This is a genomic window from Acinetobacter sp. NIPH1876 (assembly GCF_022808535.1).
Taxonomy (GTDB): Bacteria; Pseudomonadota; Gammaproteobacteria; order Pseudomonadales; family Moraxellaceae; genus Acinetobacter; species Acinetobacter higginsii.
In genome coordinates, this window is the sequence record NZ_JALGBR010000008.1 from 117,690 (window position 1) to 134,629 (window position 16,940).

Consider the following 16,940-nt stretch of genomic DNA (forward strand, 5'->3'; position numbering starts at 1 on the left):
CCCCGCTAACATACTAGTTACTGCGGGGCTTTTTATTTTCCTGTTTGGAGAAACCATGAATCGAAATATTGAGAATGAGATTCGGGAAACCGAACAAGAATTAAAGCATGTAGGTAGTTGTACAACCAAAGGCTTAACATCTGAACAAATCGCTCAATTAGACGAGCGATTTTTTTTAGCCGTTGAAAAATTATCCTGGCTGAAAGGTCGCCGTGATATCAGAGTTTGACTATGAAAAATGAAATTGGTTTCGTGGTTAAGGCAAGGCCATATCCACCTGAACATATTTTTTTGATGGATACACCAGACTTTGTGCCTGCACCAGAACTTTGGCGATGGATTAAAGCCAACTTTTTAAATCCAGAAAGTCAGTTATTTAATCCAGATCACAGCCATTTAGGTTTATTCCGCTATCCACAGATAGCAGTTATGTGGGCAAGAGCTGGATATAAAAAGCAGGGTAGAAATGTTGCTGGCACGGCTGAAAAAATCATGATCAATGCAAGTGGCTGGAAGAAGGAACGCCAGGAAGAACAGTTTTATCAATGGTTCAATGATCTGCCAGATTATCTAATAACAATAGATGCTACATACGCTCAACAGGCAAATGATATTGATTTCTGCGCCTTAATTGAACATGAGCTTTATCATATTGCCCATAAAAAAGATCAATATGGTATCCCTTCATACAATCGTGAGACAGGCAAACCTAATCTAACAATGCAAGCCCATGATGTGGAAGAGTTCACTGGTGTAGTTCGCCGTTATGGGGCAAACAAGGAAGTTCAGCAGATGATTGATGCAGCTAAGCAACGACCTGAGGTATCTCGGGCTGATATCTACAATGCGTGTGGAACATGCTTTTTGAGAGTGGTTTAAATTTTTTTGCCATTCTTCTTGGACGTACTTGGACGGATATAGATAAATGGCAAGACTTAATAAGAGGGTGAAACTCTATATAGTACGGTCGCTTGCGATGTTTGATACACCCACAGAAACAGTAAAGGCCGTCCAAGAAGAATTTGGGATCACTGTGTCAAAACAGCAATGTGAAGCATATGACCCAACTAAGAAAACTGGACAGGATTTAAGTGAAGATCTAAAAACTGAGTTTTATCGAGTTCGCAAAGAAATAAACAAAAATCTTGATTCAATACCAATTGCGAATATTTTCTATCGATTGCAGCGACTGCAGAAACTAATTGATCATCCACAGTACAAAGAAAACCCGATTTTAATTCCGAACTTATTGCAACAGGCCGCGAAAGAAATAGGTGGGTTATATACCAATACAACCAAAACCCAATTAACTGGCGCAGACGGTCAACCTCTTAACCCTGAGCATGTTACCCATGTTGTAGCAACGCCTGAACAGATAAGGCAGGCAATGGATGAACTCGAAAGTAAATACTAGCTTTCTTGATATGCAATTAGAAAAAGAACGCTGTGAGAAAGAGCATTTATTCTTTACACGGCGTTTTTTCTTGCCGCGTATGGGCTTTAAGTTTTCAGTCAATTGGCATCATGAATACATTGCTGACAAGATTGATCAAGTCATATCTGGAAAGGTTAAGAACCTTGTTATTAACGTTCCACCAGGTTCGGGTAAAACAGAACTACTAACAAATCTAATTGCCCGTGGATTGGCTCGTAACGCACGTTCCCGCTTTCTGTATTTGTCTTATTCACAGTCACTGGTTGAAGATGTATCAGCAACAGCGCGAAACATTGTCAAATCGGTAGATTACCAGAGCCTTTGGCCAGTTAAGATATCATCCAGTACGGATGCTAAGTCGAGTTGGAAAACAACAGTAGATGGTTACGATGCAGGCCATGTTTATTCTGCTTCGATGGGTGGGCAGGTTACAGGTCGCCGTGCGGGTACATTGGCTAATGATGGCTTTACGGGTGCAATCATTCTTGATGACCCATTAAAGCCTGAGGATGCATTTAGTAAGTCGGCACGTAAGAAAGCAAATCGTAAGATCCTAAACACGGTCAATTCACGTAAAGCAAAATCCGATACACCAATTATTTTGATCATGCAGCGATTACACGTTGAAGATCCGACTAATTTTGTGATGACGGGTAATGTGCCTGGTGATTGGGAGCAGATCTGCATTCCTGCTTTGATCGATGACGATTACATCAGCCAATTACCTGAGCATATACAAGCCAAGGTCCCAAGAGATGTAGAACGTGATGAACAAGGTCGCCAAAGCTATTGGCCATTAAAAGAATCACTTCAATCATTACTGCAGCTTGAAAAGGGTGGTGAGGATAAAGACGGCGCTATTGTTTCCCGTTATACGTTTGCTAGCCAGTATATGCAGCAACCTAAAAAGCTGGGTGGTGATCTTGTTAAGGCTGAGTGGTTCCCACGTTATGTGGAATTACCAGTACTTAAATGGCGTGGGATCTGGGCAGATACGGCACAGAAGGTTAAAAAACATAATGACTTTTCCGTGTTCCTATGTGCTGGTCTTGGTTATGACAATAACCTATACATCATTGATGTAAAGCGCGGCAAATGGGAAGCCCCACAATTATTAAAAGAGGCCAAGTCCTTTATTAATAAACACAAGGAAAGCAATACCAAAATAGGCAAGCTTCGATATATGGCAGTTGAGGATAAAGCCAGTGGTACTGGATTGATTCAGACTGTTGTTAAAGAGACGACATTGCCTATTCGAGCGATTCAGCGTGATGAAGATAAGCTGTCACGGACTATGGACGTTATTCTCTATGTTGAAGATCGCCGTGTCTGGTTGCCTGCAAACGCATCTTGGCTTTTGAATTACATAGAAGAGATTGAAGGGTTAACCGCTGATTGGACACATGACCATGATGACCAATGGGACCCGACCATTGATGCGATTAATGATTCATTAGCAAGCAAGCCAACTGTATTTGATTAGGAAAATTTATGTCTGAGACTAAAAAGCCCGATGCTATTGGCGATGCAGGGGCTTATACAAATTTTGTTTCCAACATTGGTACTGAGCGTGACAAGGCATCACATGGACATTTCGTTAAGAAAGTTATTCTCGATGATCAACTTGAAGCGGTCTATCAACATTGGTTAGCCAAGCGAATTGTAAACCGTCCTGCCAGTGATATGTTGCGTGCAGGATGGTTCTATGAAGGGATTCAGGATAAAGACCTGACCAAGCTAGAAGATGCCTGTAAGCGGTTTAATTTTGACAATGTTCTATTGTCTAGTTTGGTTTTATCTCGCTTGTACGGCGTTGCATACATTCTGCTAGGTACAGTTGATGGTGGTGATCTTGATCAGCCTTTTGACTTAAATAAGTTAGGCATTGGCCGTTTAGAGTTCTTCACTGTCCTTAAGAAAAAGTACATTGAGGCAGACACCACTAAATATTTACCCCCGAGTAAAAGTGGGGGGCTCATTAAGCAACCTGAGTTTTACAAGCTCAAACTAGATGGGCAATCGACACAACGGATCCACCACACTCGCCTTATTAAATTTAGCCATGCCGATGTGGTGAATGAAGAGCCACAAAGTGTACTACAGGAAGTGTATGAGGAACTGCTAGACCACGCATCAGTTAAAAAGGCATCAGCAAGTTTGGTCCATGAATCTAAAATCGATGTGATTAGTACACCTGGATTAGTGGTCAAGATCAAAGAGGATATGAAGGCAGTAGCCGAGCGATTCTTAAGTGTAGGCCTGTTAAAGAGCCTGAATGGCATGATCGTTTTAGATAAGGAAGAGGAATATAACTCTAAGACATATAACTTTGCAGGTCTGCCAGACATGATGCGTGAGTTCTCAATACAAACGTCTGGTGCTGCCGAAATGCCATACACGATTTTATTTGGTCAATCACCTGCAGGCATGAATGCCACAGGTGAGCACGACACCCGCAACTATTACGACAGCATAGCCACAAAGCAGACTTGGACGCTTAAACCCTTCATGTTGCAACTATTGGCAGTGATCTGTCAGGCAACATTTGGCCGCCAGATACCTGGTCTTGGCATTGTGTTTAATCCATTGTGGCAGCTTGATGCAAAAGTTCGTGCTGAGGTAGAAAAGGCCAATGCGGAACGAGATGCTAAATATCTGGAAATGGGCGTTATAACAGAGCCTCAGATCGCACGGCAGCTTTTAATTGACGAGGTTTATTCAGTCATTGATGAGCAGCATATTAAACAGCTTGAATTAATGGTGACACCAGATGACGACAATAATCCAGATTCTGAAACCCCACCTGCAGGAAACGAAGAAACGTAAAAAGGGGCGTAAGGCAACCAAGCCAAGGTCAGTAAAAGTAAATCGCCGTATTGAGTTTTACTATATGCGGCAATTACTGGCCATTTCTAAATATTGTCAGGATCAGACTAAGGAATTAGTAATTCCAACAGTTGGTCAAAATATTGGTGATGCTTGGTTTTCTGACATGATTGCGGCATTTAAAGGAAAGCTTACTAAGTATGTAATCGAGATTGCTAGGCCAATTGCTCAGAAAGTTGTGGGTGACACAAGCAAAGAAGTGGACAAGCAAATTGCTGAACATACCAAGTCTATTATTGGGGTGGACCTAACGCCGTTTTATCGTGCTGCAGATATTCAAGATGTGGTTGATACCAATATCGAGGCCAATGTCGCTTTAATCAAATCGATACCACAGCAATACTCGGACAAAGTTGAGGCTCTTGTATTAAATGCATTACAGACAGGCCAGACAAATGAGGAGTTAGCAAAGGAAATTGCAAAGCTCGGCCAAACTACCGATTACCGTGCGCGTTTAATTGCAGCAGATCAGATGGGTAAGATTAATGGCCAGATCAACAAGGCTCGGCAGTTATCCATGGGGGTTGAGACATACACATGGCAAACGGCCAAAGATGAGCGAGTGCGATTAGATCATCGACATAAGCAGGGTGAGACATTTAGATGGGATGACCCTCCAGCTGGTGGCCATCCTGGTGAGCCTATCCGCTGCCGTTGTACTGCATTGCCTAACTATGAGGATATTTTAATTGACTAATTCAAATGAGAAATGCTGGAAGTGTGGGAAATGCCATGGCTCAAATGATGGTAGTGGTTACCAGCCTTGTAGCAATACGGAAAGAAAACCGACACCACCAATCGTTTGTACACCTCCATTAGTTAAAGTTGATGGTATCGAAAGCTCTAAAACATTGACACCTGAACAAATGTACCAGATCCGAGAACTAACTTTGAAAAAGGTTTTCTTGTCAGTTCTTTTAATTTCAATTCCTATTCTGATTTGGAAATTAGATTCAATCATCATGGCTTTTAAAGCCTAATTTTAAATTGAGGATTTAAAGTCATGAGACGTAAAAAGTTTTCAAAAGTGAGATTTTACAGCCGTTTAAATGCTCAACAATTGTCTAAGTATGCGGCAGGTAGATATGTTCGAGGTGGAAGGTTTCCACCAATCTGGCAACTGCAATATTCGGGATTTCCTGATCTTTCCAAAGCAGCAGGTAAAGCAGCAGAAAGGCTGAAGAAGGTAGGTGAAGCACTTGAAGCGTCGATGGTTAGCAAATTTCAAACAGGACGTACACATCTTTTGGTGGATGGCTGTGATTTTGGCCGAGTTGAAGATTTTGGAATATGTGGTTCTGAAACAACCATTAAGATTCGGATGTAATATCAATCAAGCCACCTTCGGGTGGTTTTTTATTGGGCGCAATTCATGAAAATAATTTATCAACTCAAAGTTGGTGACTTTGCGCCAAGCGAATCCTCACGTTCATTTACCAAAGAAGGGTATTTGAAATGCGTCAATGTTCGCTTGGCCAAAGCACCTCAGGTACGCCAGTACTACGCATACGAGTTTCCTAGTCTGGAAGGGTTTACCCCTGATCAGAACATTAATGTCTATACACCAGCTGAGGAGCTCTTTAAGCCCGAGACTATTAAAAGTTTCAATGGCGTAGATGTTACTGACTACCACCCACCCAAGAATGAGATTAATGCATCTAACTGGAAGGATTACCACATCGGCTACTGTGAGAACGTGCGCCAAGAGGGTGATTACCTGGTCGGGGATTTACTCATCAAGGACAAGATCAGTATCGATCTTATTCAAAGTAATGAGCGTATCGAGATGTCACTCGGTTACGCAGCAATTTTAATTCTTGAGCAAGGTACGGCACCAGATGGCACGCCTTATCAAGCCAAGTTTATCAATTTTTACGGAGATCACATGGCATTGGTTAAATACGGCCGTTGCGGTGGTGATTGTCGTATCGGTGACCAAAATCACAATCATCCAAACGAGGATAAAACAATGGAAGTATCAGTAAACGGCATGCGTTTTGACATTGGCGATAATAAAGCCTTGGCAGATGCATTAAAGATTCAAGAAGAGCAGTTGAAGAATCTTAAGGCTGCAAAATTAAAAGTAGGTGATCAACATTTTTCGATTGGGGATGAATTAACGGCCGTTCAAGCGGTTGTAGATAAACTCCATACCGATAAAGCCACGCTTGAGCAAAAAGTTGGGGATTTGGAAAAAAACCAGATTACACCTGAAAAGTTGGAACAGGCTGCAACTGAACGCGCCGCCGTAGTTGCCGATGCCAAAGCATTGGTACCAACGATAAAAACGGATGGTTGCAGTTGTGAGCAGATCAAGCGTGATGTGATTGCAGCTAAAGCCGGTGATGCTTTGGTGGGTGCATTATTGGGATCTGTTTCAGTAGGTGACGCCAAGTCTGAGCAGATTGATACCGCTTTCCGTGCACTGTCTGCAGTTAAAGGTACGGTACCAACCAATTCCGTGGGTGATGCCTTAAATGATCAACAACACAAAAAAGTTGGTGATGGTAAGCCTGCAGGCGATGGGGAAGAAAAGACCTACAGTAAAGAAGATGCATACAAAACAATCTAAGGGGATGTAAATCATGGTTAAGCAATATGATGCCGCACCAGGCATGAAATTACACTTAATTGGACCAGAGGATATTTTATCCCTACCAGTTGCAGGTTCAGTCTTGCTGAATGATGGTGATGTGGTGGTCCGCAGTACTGATGGTAAAACAGTATCTTCTGTAACCGGCGCGACCAATACCAAATTTGGAATTATTTTGCGCCACGGCGTGGGCAAGTCGGGTAAAACCACCGACGGCAAAGAAGCCTATAAGGCAACTGATGTAGCACCTGTCATGACCATTGGTTCAATTTGGGTGAAAACCATAGCGCCAGTAACAGACATCAACGCCAAGGTATATGTCAAAACCGCCAATGGCACAGTACCAGCGCCTTTAGGTTCATTATCTCCAACTGCAGCAGACGGTACAGAGTTACCAAACGCATCTTGGGAAACAATTTCAAATGAACAGGGCTTAGCAGCTGTTCGCTTACGTGGGGCTTAATTATTATGAGTAAATTGGCAGCAATGAAGCTACGTTTAACACCCGTAGCTCAAATGGTTCAGGCTAATATTGGCGATGCTTTTAACATTGATGCTTTGGCTCAATTGTTCGTTAAGTTGGAAGAATTTAACGACATGGATCCACAGCTTCAGCAAGTCATGGATTATGCAAAGTACATACCAGTTAAAGCTGTAAGCGGCGTTTACGGTGGTGGCGAAGTCTTAACCCGTAAAAAGGGCGTTGGTATCGGTAAGGAGTATTCTGGAACTGGTAATGATATTCCAGTGGCTGAAGTTGACTATGACACCGTGTCATTACCAATTAAAGTCGGTACCATTAGTTATTGGTATTCTATACTTGAGTTGGAAACTGCTCAAAAAATGAATTTAACGCTTGAAGCGGACAAGGTTCAGGCAGCGCGTTTGGCAGCAGAGAAACATTTAAGTCAAATTGCTTGGTATGGCAATGCAAATACGGGTATAAAGGGGTTTCTGAATCAAACAGGGGTAACCGTTGTTACAGCTCAACATAATTGGGCCACCGCAACAATTGAAGAAGTTCTGAGCGATTTTAACTCAAGCTTGGCCGATGCTGAAGATCAGATCGACGGGGATGTCTCAGTACAACCCGATACTTATTTGATGGCATCAAATCAATATAAGCACCTTTCAACCCGAATCGTTCCAGATTCTGGTGGTAAAACTTTCTTAAAGTTCATTGAAGAAAATAACATTTTTGCCACCCAAAATAAGCCATTAACCATCCGTGGTTTAGGTCGCTCCAATGGCAAGGGTACGGCAGGTGCTGACCGTTCTATCATTTACCGCCGTGATCCATCATGCATTCAAATGAAATGTAATGATGTGACTTTCTTGGCTGCCCAACCTGTAGGACTGGATATCAAAGTACCTGGTCATTACAAATATCAGGGCGTATGGTTGAAGCGCGTTGATTCACTTCGTTATCTGGACCACGTATAAGGATTAAAACAACATGAAATATTTATATATCTATAGCGGCTCTCAGGCCGCTTTTGTTTTTTCAGGCCTTGCTGTTTTACCTTCAGGTGTACCCACGTCAATTGATGCTGATATCCATAAGAAACTTCAAGACAACAAATTCGCACAGCATTTGATTGAGTCAGGTGAAATTGATGTTCAAGAAATTGATGAGCCAAGCAAGTCTAAATCAACTGGCGGCACTGGTGGGCGTAGTACGGGTGGTAAAGGCAAGCAAAATGATGCAGCCACAGATGCTGCTAAGGCTGCAGATGATGCACAGAAAGCCACCTTAGACGCGGTGAAAGCTGAGCTTGCAACGCTTGGAGTAACGTTCAGCGATGATGAATCACTTGAACAACTGCAAGCTAAATTGGATCAAGCCAAGGAATAAGGTGTGTTATGGACGTACAAACGTTTCGCCAAAAGTTTGCTAATGATACAGCCTTAGTCAACCTATCAGATCCTGTGATTCAGGATGCATTGGATGAGGCTGAGCTGGTTGTGTCACAGCTTGAATTTGGCGCATTAAAGGAGCGTGCTGTAGGTCTGTATGCAGCACATATTCTTAAAGTTGAAACCAACAGTAAGGGCGGTGGTGCGTTTTCAAATGCATCCAGCATGACCATTGCTGGCCAGAGTGTGAGTTATTCACGATCGCAAAAAGAAACCTTCTTTGATCAGAGCATTTATGGCCAGCGTTACCTTGCCTTAAAAAATTCCATTCCAATTGATGACAAAGGTACCAATCCAAACCGTTTGGGTGTAGGTGCCTTTGTTGTGTAGGAGAAAATACATGCGTTTTAAATATCAAGCACCGCCAGGATATAAAGCAACTACATTAGCAATTGCAGGCCAAGATCTGGAAGTTAATAACGGCGTTGTTGAATCACAGGATGACATCATCCAGTTTCTTAAGCCTTTAGGTTTTGAGCGTTATGTTGAAGCAGTAGAAACCAAAAAAACTACTGCTGCAGCTAAAGAGTAAAAAGCTATGAGCGATACTCGTGTTGATGTCCATGTCAATTTTGACAATATGAATGATCGCATTAGATTTGAAATAAGACGCACGATTAACGCTCTTACTTTAAGACTGCAGCGAACCATTCAGGAAGATATGTTGAGTGGCCAGAGGCTAAAGGTCCAATCTGGTCGCTTGCGTGGATCTGTTTCATCCAAAGTGGATGAGGATAAAGACTGGATCGAGGGTACAGTTGGAGCAGGAGGTGCATTGGTTCCTTATGCATTTGTGCATGAGTTTGGTTTAAATGGTTCCGTAGGCGTTAAAGCGCACTTGAGAATGATTAAACAAGCTTTTGGTCAACCGATATCACCAACGCAGATCAGCGTCCGAGCGCATTCTAGGAATGTCAGATTTAGGGAGTTGCGTTTTATGCGTGATTCACTGGACATGATTGGTCGGATTGCGCCACGTAATATTGATGCCGCAATTCAAAGGGGTCTAGCAGGTGGATAGTGAAGCAATATATCAAGCGTTGTTTGATCGATTGAGTACCCATGTTGATGGGGTGGTGACGATCAGCCGCCGTTTACGTCATTTTAATAACGTTCAGCCTATTGAACGCCCTGCATTGTTTATCACCCAGGGCAACCAACAAGAGGGACCAGTAAAGGGCTTAAATGCAAAGATAGAGCTTGCTGCTGAGTTATATCTCTATATTCATGAAGCAGATAAGGATAAACCACCATCTGCGCAATTAAATGTATTTGTCGATCGTGTGCGTGCTGCAATTAAACCAGATTTCCCTGAAATGTGTGAATACCAGACCTTAGGAGGATTGGTTGAGCATTGTTGGATTGACGGAACAATTGAAGTATATGAGGCGGTTGAGAATATGCTTGATGACCAGGCAATTGCAATTATTCCTGTCAGGATCCTTACAACCAATTAAACACAATTCATTCAATGACCGCCGTTTGGCGGTTTTGTCATTTTTGAGAGGTCAAAATAATGGCTCAGTATTTATTCGGTGCTGGCAAGATCTTTGCCACGCCAATTCAAGATGTATATGGTCAGCCGATCAGTAATCCCACACCCGTTGAAGTTGGCGTCTTACAGTCTGTTTCTGTAGATATTAGCTATGACTTAAAGGAACTCTTTGGCCGTGGCCAATTTGCTGTTGATGCAGCGCGTGGCAAAGGTTCCATTAAGTGTAAGGCCAGTTTTGGACGTATCAATGGTGCATTACTTAACTCGATTTTCTTTGGTGGTGTAATTGCCGAGGGTGGTATTGAGACTATTGCGCAAACCATTAACGGCGAAATTATCCCTGCAGGAGGCTTGGTTACTCCGGTGGTACCGAATGCCGGAACTTACGTTAAAGATTTAGGTGTTACTGATTCAAAAGCGGTACCAATGAAGCGCGTTGCAAGTGCACCAACAACAGGGCAATACAGTGTTGATGCTGCAACAGGTGCATATACCTTTGCTACTGCAGACGTAGGTAAAACGGTATTTATCAGCTTTAAATACTCGGCAACGGTGGCAGGTGCCAAGCAGATCACCGTATCTAACCTTGATATGGGGTATACGCCAGAGTTCGCCGTAAACCTGCAGCGTGATTTCAAGGGCAAGTTTATGGGCATGGAGTTCTTCCGTAATGTTAGTAACAAGCTTGGTTTTAGTTCAAAGCAGGATGATTACGATATCCCTGAGTTTGAATTTCAACCCATGGCCGATGATCTGGGCCGCGTATTTAAAGCAACATTGTCGGAGTAACAGAAGATGCAATTTAAACAAGTTGATAATCCACGTGGACAAGAGATCCTTATTGACGGAAAACCATTGATGTTTGCACCATTATCCTTGGGTGCGATTGAAAAGCTTTTACCTGCATTGCAAGGTTTTCAGCCCTCCGATGTTGGTTTAGTGATCGATGTGGCGCATAAATCACTTAAACGGAATTATCCCGACATCACCCGTGATGATGTTGCAGATCTCATCTATATGGACCAATTAGAAGAGGTAATGGGTGCTGTAATGTCGGTATCTGGTTTGCAAAGCAAAGAGGTTAAAGAGGACCAGCAGGGGGAATAGATTGGGAGGAGTTGTATACCCATTTAGTGCTTACGTTAGGGCGCGATTATGATTATGTCCGAGATGAGGTCGATTTAATAAGGCTTAAAGCACTAAATGCGTATCAACGAGAATACCCTCCCACAAATATTGGTGTTCAAAGGCTTTGCCGTATTTTAGAGGCATTCATGGGGATTGAAGATAATACCCCTATGTCAGATATCTCAGATGATGAAGATGAACTGATGGAAGTTCTAAATAATTTCCCCCAGGGTGGTTAATAAGCCATCCTGTTTTTTTATTTAAATGTATAATGCATTTTTACCCTTATTAATATTAGGTTTTAAAAAATGGCATTAATTAATTGTAAAGAATGTGGGGTACAAGTCAGCACACAAGCAAAAGCTTGCCCAAGTTGTGGAGCAAAAGTTAAAAAGCCCACATCTGTTCTCACTTGGATTATTTTAGGTTTAGTAGTTTTTGGCGTCTTTGGCGCAATGCTTGGCGGTGGTAATGGTTCTAATGGAAATACCGCATCAACTGCACCTGCATTATCACCAAAAGAACAGGCACTTCAAGATCTAGAATTTAAATTTGATTGGAGTAAAGGTGGTTTTGGAAACATTATGATGATCGATATGACAATCAAGAATAATGGAACGAATGATATAAAAGATTTTACAGTTGAATGCGATCATTCATCAAATAGTGGTACCAAAATTGACAGTAATAAACGTGTAGTTTATGAAGTTGTCAAAGCTGGAGAAACTAAAAAAATGAAAGAATTTAATATGGGCTTCATTCATAGTCAGGCAGCATCATCTAGCTGTGGAATAATAGATCTCGTTGTTATGTAATTCAAAACTTCTAATGGTCCATTTTTAACGAATGTAGCCCTATATAAAACAAAAGTTTATTAATGGTTTCTATAACCGACCTTATTAGGTCGGTTTTTTATTGCCTGAGGAAAAGTGAAATGGCAGACAATCGTATTGAGGTGCGTGTTGGCGCCAGAACCTCAGAACTCGAACAAGGCATGAATGATGCTGAGCAAATCGTTGATAATGCGGCGGACAATATTGAGGACACAGGAAGAAATATTGATTTTGTTCCTGATTTTTCAAGTTTTAGAAGTAGCATTGATTCAATTTCTCAACTTGTCACTACAAGGTTTGAAGAGGTAGGGACATCAATATCAGCAAGCTTCACCCGTAGCTTTGCCATGGTTGGGCTTGGAATCACTGCAGCTGTAGGCACAGCAATGATTGGTTTGGCAAATTTAACTAATCAAGTTGGTGAAGCCTCAAAAGAGTTGGAAAATCAAGCTAGATTAGCCAATGCTACAACGAAAGAATTTCAAGAATGGGCCTTTGCTTCAAAGAAAGTTTCAGTTGAGCAAGAAAAACTGTCAGACATCATGAAGGATGTAAATGATAAGTTTGGTGAATTCATGCTTACTGGCGGCGGGGAAATGGCTGACTTCTTTGAGAAAATTGCACCAAAGATCGGTATTACTGCCAGAGAGTTTAAAGGGCTGTCAGGTCCGCAAATTCTTGGTAAATATTATGATGCTCTACAAAAAGCGGGTCTTTCTCAAGCCGAAATTACTACGCAAATGGAGAAATTAGCAGATGACGCAACCTTATTATCTCCATTGTTGGAAGATAATGCCAAAAAACTAAAAGAATATTCTCAACAAGCGCATGACCTAGGTTTGGTGATGGACGAGCAAGCCATTCGCGCCACAAAAGAGTTTAGTTCTGCGCTTGGAATTGTTCAGGCAACTATGCAGGGTGTATTGAATAATATGGCTGCACAGGCTGCACCAATATTAACTGAACTAGTCAACATGTTTCTCGATTTTGCTGCGAGAGTTAAAGAAGAAATTGATGGATCCGTAACAGCAATTATCACGATTTTTGAAAACTTGCTTGGAATTGTACAATCAGTATTTACATTGATTTCTGACATATGGAGTGACTTAACAGCAGATATTAGTGATGGTGCAATTGCACAAATAACCTTTATGGACTTGGTTTCTGGTGCAATGAAAGGATTTGCTGCTGTAGCAGTAGGTTTAAGAGTCAGTATTGAGATTGCATTTTCAGCAATCCGGGCGGTTGTATCAACTGTATGTCAGGCAATTAATATTGCCATTAATACAGTTATCAATGTGTTTGGAGGATTTAGAGACACTATCCAATATGGATTAGATGTTTTGTCGGTGAAATTTCAATCATTTGGTAATGTGGTCAGTAACGTTCTGAGTTTTAATTTTTCTGGTGCGAAAGCATCATGGGAAAGTGGGCTATCACAGATTGGGTCTATAACAGATCGATATACATCTCAGATGAAAAATCGAGCTACCGAGGCCAAGAACGCATGGAATGCAGGTGTTATGACCACCCAAAACTCTTGGGGCTCATTCAGAGATAAATCAGTTCAATCTGCAACCAAAGGTAATGATCAACTTACTAATTTATTTTTCCCTGCTGCAAATCGTCCCAAAACTATGCAGGCGCCCTTACCAACATTTAACCCAAACATTGGTATAGGTACCGGTGTTAAAAATGCAGGTGGATCCGGTGGATCTTCAGCTAAGGCAAAAGCGGATGCAGATGCCAAGGCGAAACAGAGAGCAGCTGAACAGGCAGCTAAGGCCCTTGCTGACATTCAATACAAGTACGCAACTGAAGAAGAAAAGATTGCGCTGGATCTACAAAAAGCCTTAAGCGAAATTGAGAAATCAAAAGCAATTGATGCTGAAAAGGCAAAATTTAGAATCGTTGCTGAAAAGGAAGCCAGTGATAAAACCAAAGCTTTGCGTGTCAAGGAGTTTGAGGAAGTAAAAAAACTCCAAGAACAACGGATAGAGAATGAGCAACTTGCAGCCCAACGCCGTTATGAAATTGAAATGGAGCAAATACAAGCTGCCTTTGATGCCAAAAAGATTTCAAATGTGCAAATGTATCAGCTAGAAAAAGAGGCTGAAGATAGATTACGCGCACTGAAACGCCAAGGTTTGGAGGAACGTTTTGAACTGGAAAACCAGATGAGTGAAAAGTCTGGAAAGCAGGGCAATCAAAATCAGATCCTTAACAATATATCTGGTTTAGATACAGAGCAAACTGTTGCAAATCTCAAAACTCCTGAGTTAATCAATAAAGCTCAGATTAAGGACTTTGAATCTATGTTTGGCGGTTTTACATCTCGTATGTCTAACCTATGGGACCAAGGCATACAGTCCATGATGAATGGCACATTAACCTGGCGTAATGCAACCAATGCTGTTTTAACTGATATGGCTGGTTTCTTTATCCAGAAAATGATTAGTGAGCCTATTAAGCTTTATGCAAAAGGTTTAGCTCAACGGTTATTGGTACGTATGGGTTTTATTAAGGCTGAAACCACCATGGAGGTTGCTGGCCAAGCGGCACAAACCACTGCAGTAGTTGCTGGTGAGACCACTAAAACTGCGGCAACAGGTATGGGTGTTTTGGCGCGATTAGGGCTAAAAGCGGGTGAGGCAATCAAGTCAATTATGATGTATGCATGGGAAGCGATGGCAGGGGCATTTAAAGCCATGGTATCAATTCCATACGTGGGTCCAGTGCTTGCAATTGCTGCAGGCGCATCGGCCTTAGCATTGGTGGGTGGACTGGCAGGCAAAATCAAATCTGCTCGAGGAGGTTATGACATTCCATCAGGGGTTAATCCAGTAACTCAGCTGCATGAAGAGGAAATGGTATTACCTAAGCAACATGCGAATACTATTCGTGCCTTAGGTAGATCTATGGCGGGTGGTGGTCAAGATCCTGATATGGCTTATTCAGATGTCGGCGCACCGCCGTCAATCAACATTCAAGCATGGGATTCAAGAGACTTAAAACGTTTCATGAAAAAACATGGGCGTGAATTGGCAGGTGGCTTAAAAGGCTATAACCGTAACTTTGGTAAATAAGGATGAAGCATGTCGAATGAATTATTTCCAGAATTACCCGGTTTAGAGTGGGATCTAACGAAGACACCCACTTTTAACACCAAGATCATGACATCAGTCAACGGTCGTGAGTTGCGGGCCAGTTATCAGGCGGTGCCAAAGTATGAGATCTCTTTGTCTTATGCCTTCCTCCGAGAGAATAAGAACAGAAAAGAGTTTCAGATCCTTGAGAGTTTTTTTCTTGAACGCCGTGGTGCCTTTGATTCATTTCTGTTTAAGATGCCAGGTGATTTCGAGTTTGAGTGTTATTTCGTTGGTGATGGCGTTACTACAACTTTTCAGTTGTACAAGCAGATGCATAATTTACAGATTCCTTTACTTAATACACAGGAAATTTGGAAACCTGCGAATCCAGATATGTGGAATGTACAAGCAACCAAAAAGATGTGGGACTTAAATCAAAATAAGCCAATGTGGAACAATACAACAGCTCATATTACCCATGATGGAAAACTAATATTGTCTGAGCCTTTAGATGAGGGTGTTGGGCTTCATATCACTGGTGTTTATTACTATCGCTGTAGATTCAAAGATGATGAACAGCAATACGTTAATTTTATGCATAAACTTTGGAAAGCAAGCAAAGTTGAGCTTGTGGGTTCCTTGGGGAATAAGATATGAGACAAGCCTCACCGAAACTAATAGCATTACTTGATGCAGGTCAGTTTTTAATGGCTGACTTGTACACCTTTACTACCATTCAAGGTGATGTATATCGATATACAAACTTTGATTTTGATCTGACGATTGCCAGCCAAGTGTACCGAGCTGATGGTCCCATCATTGAGCGTGAAGGCATCACCCAAAACCTTGGCATTGAGGTGGATAGCTTATCTATCACTATCATGGTGAATGATGATACTCATTTTAGTGATGTACCTATTGTCCAGGCATTTCACAACGGCATTCTGGATGGGGTGCGGTTCAAATTGGAGCGAGTTTTTATGGATAGTAATACTCCAACAGATACCAGTGCCGGTGCAATTACATTGTTTGAAGGAAGTTTGATTGAGCCTGAAATGGATCGTAATCAGATCCATGTTAATGCTGCCTCAGATACCGACATTCTCAACGTCAAAATGCCGCGAAATCTTTATCAGCCAGGTTGTTTAAACACTCTGTTTGATAGTGGTTGTGGTTTATTGAGTTCGTCCTATGTGGTCAATTCCATAATTGAAGCAAACAGCACTCCAAGTCGCATCACTTGTACCTTAAACCAGCCGCAAGGTTGGTTTACCCAAGGTGTGGTCGAATTTACCCAAGGTGTGAACCGTGGAATTAAACGAACTGTGCGATTGCATGAATCTGGTGCATTGTTATTGACTTTGCCACTTTTAGAGATGCCAACCATTGGTGAGCAAATCAAGGTTTATCCTGGTTGTGATAAACGCTTAGAGACCTGTCAAAACCGTTTTAACAACCGAGTACGTTTCAGAGGGGCGCCATTCGTGCCTATTCCAGAAACATCCATTTAAATTTATTTCTATTTTTAAACCTCGCTTATGCGAGGTTTTTTTATGCCTGGAGC

At 41.9% G+C, this 16,940-nt stretch carries 23 protein-coding genes; all 23 read left to right on the forward strand.

The genetic code is table 11. The annotated features are described in order from the left end of the window. Positions 1-55: 55 nt before the first annotated feature. Positions 56-229 (forward strand): ABC transporter ATP-binding protein, encoded by a 174-nt coding sequence (locus tag MN869_RS10175; RefSeq protein ID WP_243307422.1) that lies wholly within the window; start codon positions 56-58, stop codon positions 227-229. Between the two features lie 2 nt (positions 230-231). Further along, the gene (locus tag MN869_RS10180) at positions 232-879 is read left to right on the forward strand and encodes a putative metallopeptidase (RefSeq protein ID WP_243307423.1); all 648 of its coding nucleotides are present in this window, start codon (positions 232-234) and stop codon (positions 877-879) included. A gap of 46 nt (positions 880-925) precedes the next feature. Beyond that, complete coding sequence (locus MN869_RS10185) at positions 926-1,414, forward strand: DUF2280 domain-containing protein (protein ID WP_243307424.1); 489 nt, start codon at positions 926-928, stop codon at positions 1,412-1,414. Then, positions 1,392-2,918: a phage terminase large subunit gene (gene terL, locus MN869_RS10190; RefSeq protein WP_243307425.1), complete on the forward strand. Its 1,527-nt coding sequence runs from the start codon at positions 1,392-1,394 to the stop codon at positions 2,916-2,918. Before MN869_RS10185 ends, terL begins: the two co-directional genes overlap by 23 nt. Positions 2,919-2,926: 8 nt before the next feature. Further along, a complete protein-coding gene (locus tag MN869_RS10195; RefSeq protein WP_243307426.1) occupies positions 2,927-4,261 on the forward strand; it encodes a DUF1073 domain-containing protein in 1,335 nt (444 codons plus the stop codon). Further along, positions 4,206-5,018 (forward strand): phage minor head protein, encoded by an 813-nt coding sequence (locus MN869_RS10200; protein WP_243307427.1) that lies wholly within the window; start codon positions 4,206-4,208, stop codon positions 5,016-5,018. Before MN869_RS10195 ends, MN869_RS10200 begins: the two co-directional genes overlap by 56 nt. Beyond that, positions 5,011-5,301 (forward strand): hypothetical protein, encoded by a 291-nt coding sequence (locus MN869_RS10205; protein ID WP_243307428.1) that lies wholly within the window; start codon positions 5,011-5,013, stop codon positions 5,299-5,301. The genes MN869_RS10200 and MN869_RS10205 overlap by 8 nt, the downstream gene beginning before the upstream one ends. 23 nt (positions 5,302-5,324) lie before the next feature. Continuing rightward, positions 5,325-5,648, forward strand: a complete 324-nt coding sequence (locus MN869_RS10210; RefSeq protein ID WP_243307429.1) for a hypothetical protein — start codon at positions 5,325-5,327, stop codon at positions 5,646-5,648. 45 nt (positions 5,649-5,693) lie between these two features. Beyond that, the gene (locus MN869_RS10215) at positions 5,694-6,893 is read left to right on the forward strand and encodes a DUF2213 domain-containing protein (RefSeq protein ID WP_243307430.1); all 1,200 of its coding nucleotides are present in this window, start codon (positions 5,694-5,696) and stop codon (positions 6,891-6,893) included. Positions 6,894-6,906: 13 nt separating this feature from the next. Next, a complete protein-coding gene (locus tag MN869_RS10220) occupies positions 6,907-7,377 on the forward strand; it encodes a hypothetical protein (RefSeq protein ID WP_243307431.1) in 471 nt (156 codons plus the stop codon). Positions 7,378-7,382: 5 nt separating this feature from the next. After that, positions 7,383-8,357, forward strand: coding sequence for a DUF2184 domain-containing protein (locus MN869_RS10225; RefSeq protein WP_243307432.1), 975 nt, complete (start codon positions 7,383-7,385; stop codon positions 8,355-8,357). A 13-nt stretch (positions 8,358-8,370) separates the two neighbouring features. Then, entirely contained in the window at positions 8,371-8,769 is a 399-nt protein-coding gene (locus MN869_RS10230; RefSeq protein ID WP_243307433.1) for a hypothetical protein, read from the forward strand. Between the two features lie 8 nt (positions 8,770-8,777). After that, a complete protein-coding gene (locus MN869_RS10235; protein ID WP_243307434.1) occupies positions 8,778-9,161 on the forward strand; it encodes a DUF4054 domain-containing protein in 384 nt (127 codons plus the stop codon). A gap of 10 nt (positions 9,162-9,171) precedes the next feature. After that, positions 9,172-9,363, forward strand: coding sequence for a hypothetical protein (locus MN869_RS10240; protein ID WP_005312803.1), 192 nt, complete (start codon positions 9,172-9,174; stop codon positions 9,361-9,363). A gap of 6 nt (positions 9,364-9,369) precedes the next feature. Continuing rightward, positions 9,370-9,852, forward strand: coding sequence for a hypothetical protein (locus tag MN869_RS10245; protein ID WP_241333937.1), 483 nt, complete (start codon positions 9,370-9,372; stop codon positions 9,850-9,852). Continuing rightward, positions 9,845-10,288, forward strand: a complete 444-nt coding sequence (locus tag MN869_RS10250) for a hypothetical protein (RefSeq protein WP_243307435.1) — start codon at positions 9,845-9,847, stop codon at positions 10,286-10,288. The genes MN869_RS10245 and MN869_RS10250 overlap by 8 nt, the downstream gene beginning before the upstream one ends. A 59-nt stretch (positions 10,289-10,347) precedes the next feature. Next, complete coding sequence (locus MN869_RS10255; RefSeq protein ID WP_243307436.1) at positions 10,348-11,115, forward strand: hypothetical protein; 768 nt, start codon at positions 10,348-10,350, stop codon at positions 11,113-11,115. Between the two features lie 6 nt (positions 11,116-11,121). Then, positions 11,122-11,433, forward strand: coding sequence for a hypothetical protein (locus MN869_RS10260; RefSeq protein WP_243307444.1), 312 nt, complete (start codon positions 11,122-11,124; stop codon positions 11,431-11,433). Positions 11,434-11,459: 26 nt separating this feature from the next. Beyond that, positions 11,460-11,693, forward strand: a complete 234-nt coding sequence (locus MN869_RS10265) for a hypothetical protein (protein WP_243307492.1) — start codon at positions 11,460-11,462, stop codon at positions 11,691-11,693. Positions 11,694-11,762: 69 nt separating this feature from the next. Continuing rightward, on the forward strand, positions 11,763-12,269 hold the full coding sequence (locus MN869_RS10270; protein WP_243307446.1) for a zinc ribbon domain-containing protein: 507 nt from the start codon (positions 11,763-11,765) through the stop codon (positions 12,267-12,269). A gap of 119 nt (positions 12,270-12,388) precedes the next feature. Next, complete coding sequence (locus MN869_RS10275; RefSeq protein ID WP_243307455.1) at positions 12,389-15,373, forward strand: phage tail protein; 2,985 nt, start codon at positions 12,389-12,391, stop codon at positions 15,371-15,373. 9 nt (positions 15,374-15,382) lie between these two features. Next, positions 15,383-16,033, forward strand: a complete 651-nt coding sequence (locus tag MN869_RS10280; RefSeq protein ID WP_243307457.1) for a DUF2460 domain-containing protein — start codon at positions 15,383-15,385, stop codon at positions 16,031-16,033. Next, a complete protein-coding gene (locus MN869_RS10285; RefSeq protein ID WP_243307459.1) occupies positions 16,030-16,887 on the forward strand; it encodes a DUF2163 domain-containing protein in 858 nt (285 codons plus the stop codon). The genes MN869_RS10280 and MN869_RS10285 overlap by 4 nt, the downstream gene beginning before the upstream one ends. Positions 16,888-16,940 lie beyond the last annotated feature (53 nt).

Coding starts and splice junctions, on each gene's coding strand:
- MN869_RS10245 (WP_241333937.1), top strand. CDS start 9,370: ATGAGCGATACTCGTGTTGATGTCCATGTCAATTTTGACAATATGAAT.
- MN869_RS10240 (WP_005312803.1), top strand. CDS start 9,172: ATGCGTTTTAAATATCAAGCACCGCCAGGATATAAAGCAACTACATTA.
- MN869_RS10175 (WP_243307422.1), top strand. CDS start 56: ATGAATCGAAATATTGAGAATGAGATTCGGGAAACCGAACAAGAATTA.
- MN869_RS10260 (WP_243307444.1), top strand. CDS start 11,122: ATGCAATTTAAACAAGTTGATAATCCACGTGGACAAGAGATCCTTATT.
- MN869_RS10270 (WP_243307446.1), top strand. CDS start 11,763: ATGGCATTAATTAATTGTAAAGAATGTGGGGTACAAGTCAGCACACAA.
- MN869_RS10225 (WP_243307432.1), top strand. CDS start 7,383: ATGAGTAAATTGGCAGCAATGAAGCTACGTTTAACACCCGTAGCTCAA.
- MN869_RS10195 (WP_243307426.1), top strand. CDS start 2,927: ATGTCTGAGACTAAAAAGCCCGATGCTATTGGCGATGCAGGGGCTTAT.
- MN869_RS10230 (WP_243307433.1), top strand. CDS start 8,371: ATGAAATATTTATATATCTATAGCGGCTCTCAGGCCGCTTTTGTTTTT.
- MN869_RS10220 (WP_243307431.1), top strand. CDS start 6,907: ATGGTTAAGCAATATGATGCCGCACCAGGCATGAAATTACACTTAATT.
- MN869_RS10185 (WP_243307424.1), top strand. CDS start 926: ATGGCAAGACTTAATAAGAGGGTGAAACTCTATATAGTACGGTCGCTT.
- MN869_RS10280 (WP_243307457.1), top strand. CDS start 15,383: ATGTCGAATGAATTATTTCCAGAATTACCCGGTTTAGAGTGGGATCTA.
- MN869_RS10215 (WP_243307430.1), top strand. CDS start 5,694: ATGAAAATAATTTATCAACTCAAAGTTGGTGACTTTGCGCCAAGCGAA.
- MN869_RS10200 (WP_243307427.1), top strand. CDS start 4,206: ATGACGACAATAATCCAGATTCTGAAACCCCACCTGCAGGAAACGAAG.
- MN869_RS10275 (WP_243307455.1), top strand. CDS start 12,389: ATGGCAGACAATCGTATTGAGGTGCGTGTTGGCGCCAGAACCTCAGAA.
- terL (WP_243307425.1), top strand. CDS start 1,392: ATGAACTCGAAAGTAAATACTAGCTTTCTTGATATGCAATTAGAAAAA.
- MN869_RS10235 (WP_243307434.1), top strand. CDS start 8,778: ATGGACGTACAAACGTTTCGCCAAAAGTTTGCTAATGATACAGCCTTA.
- MN869_RS10180 (WP_243307423.1), top strand. CDS start 232: ATGAAAAATGAAATTGGTTTCGTGGTTAAGGCAAGGCCATATCCACCT.
- MN869_RS10210 (WP_243307429.1), top strand. CDS start 5,325: ATGAGACGTAAAAAGTTTTCAAAAGTGAGATTTTACAGCCGTTTAAAT.
- MN869_RS10255 (WP_243307436.1), top strand. CDS start 10,348: ATGGCTCAGTATTTATTCGGTGCTGGCAAGATCTTTGCCACGCCAATT.
- MN869_RS10285 (WP_243307459.1), top strand. CDS start 16,030: ATGAGACAAGCCTCACCGAAACTAATAGCATTACTTGATGCAGGTCAG.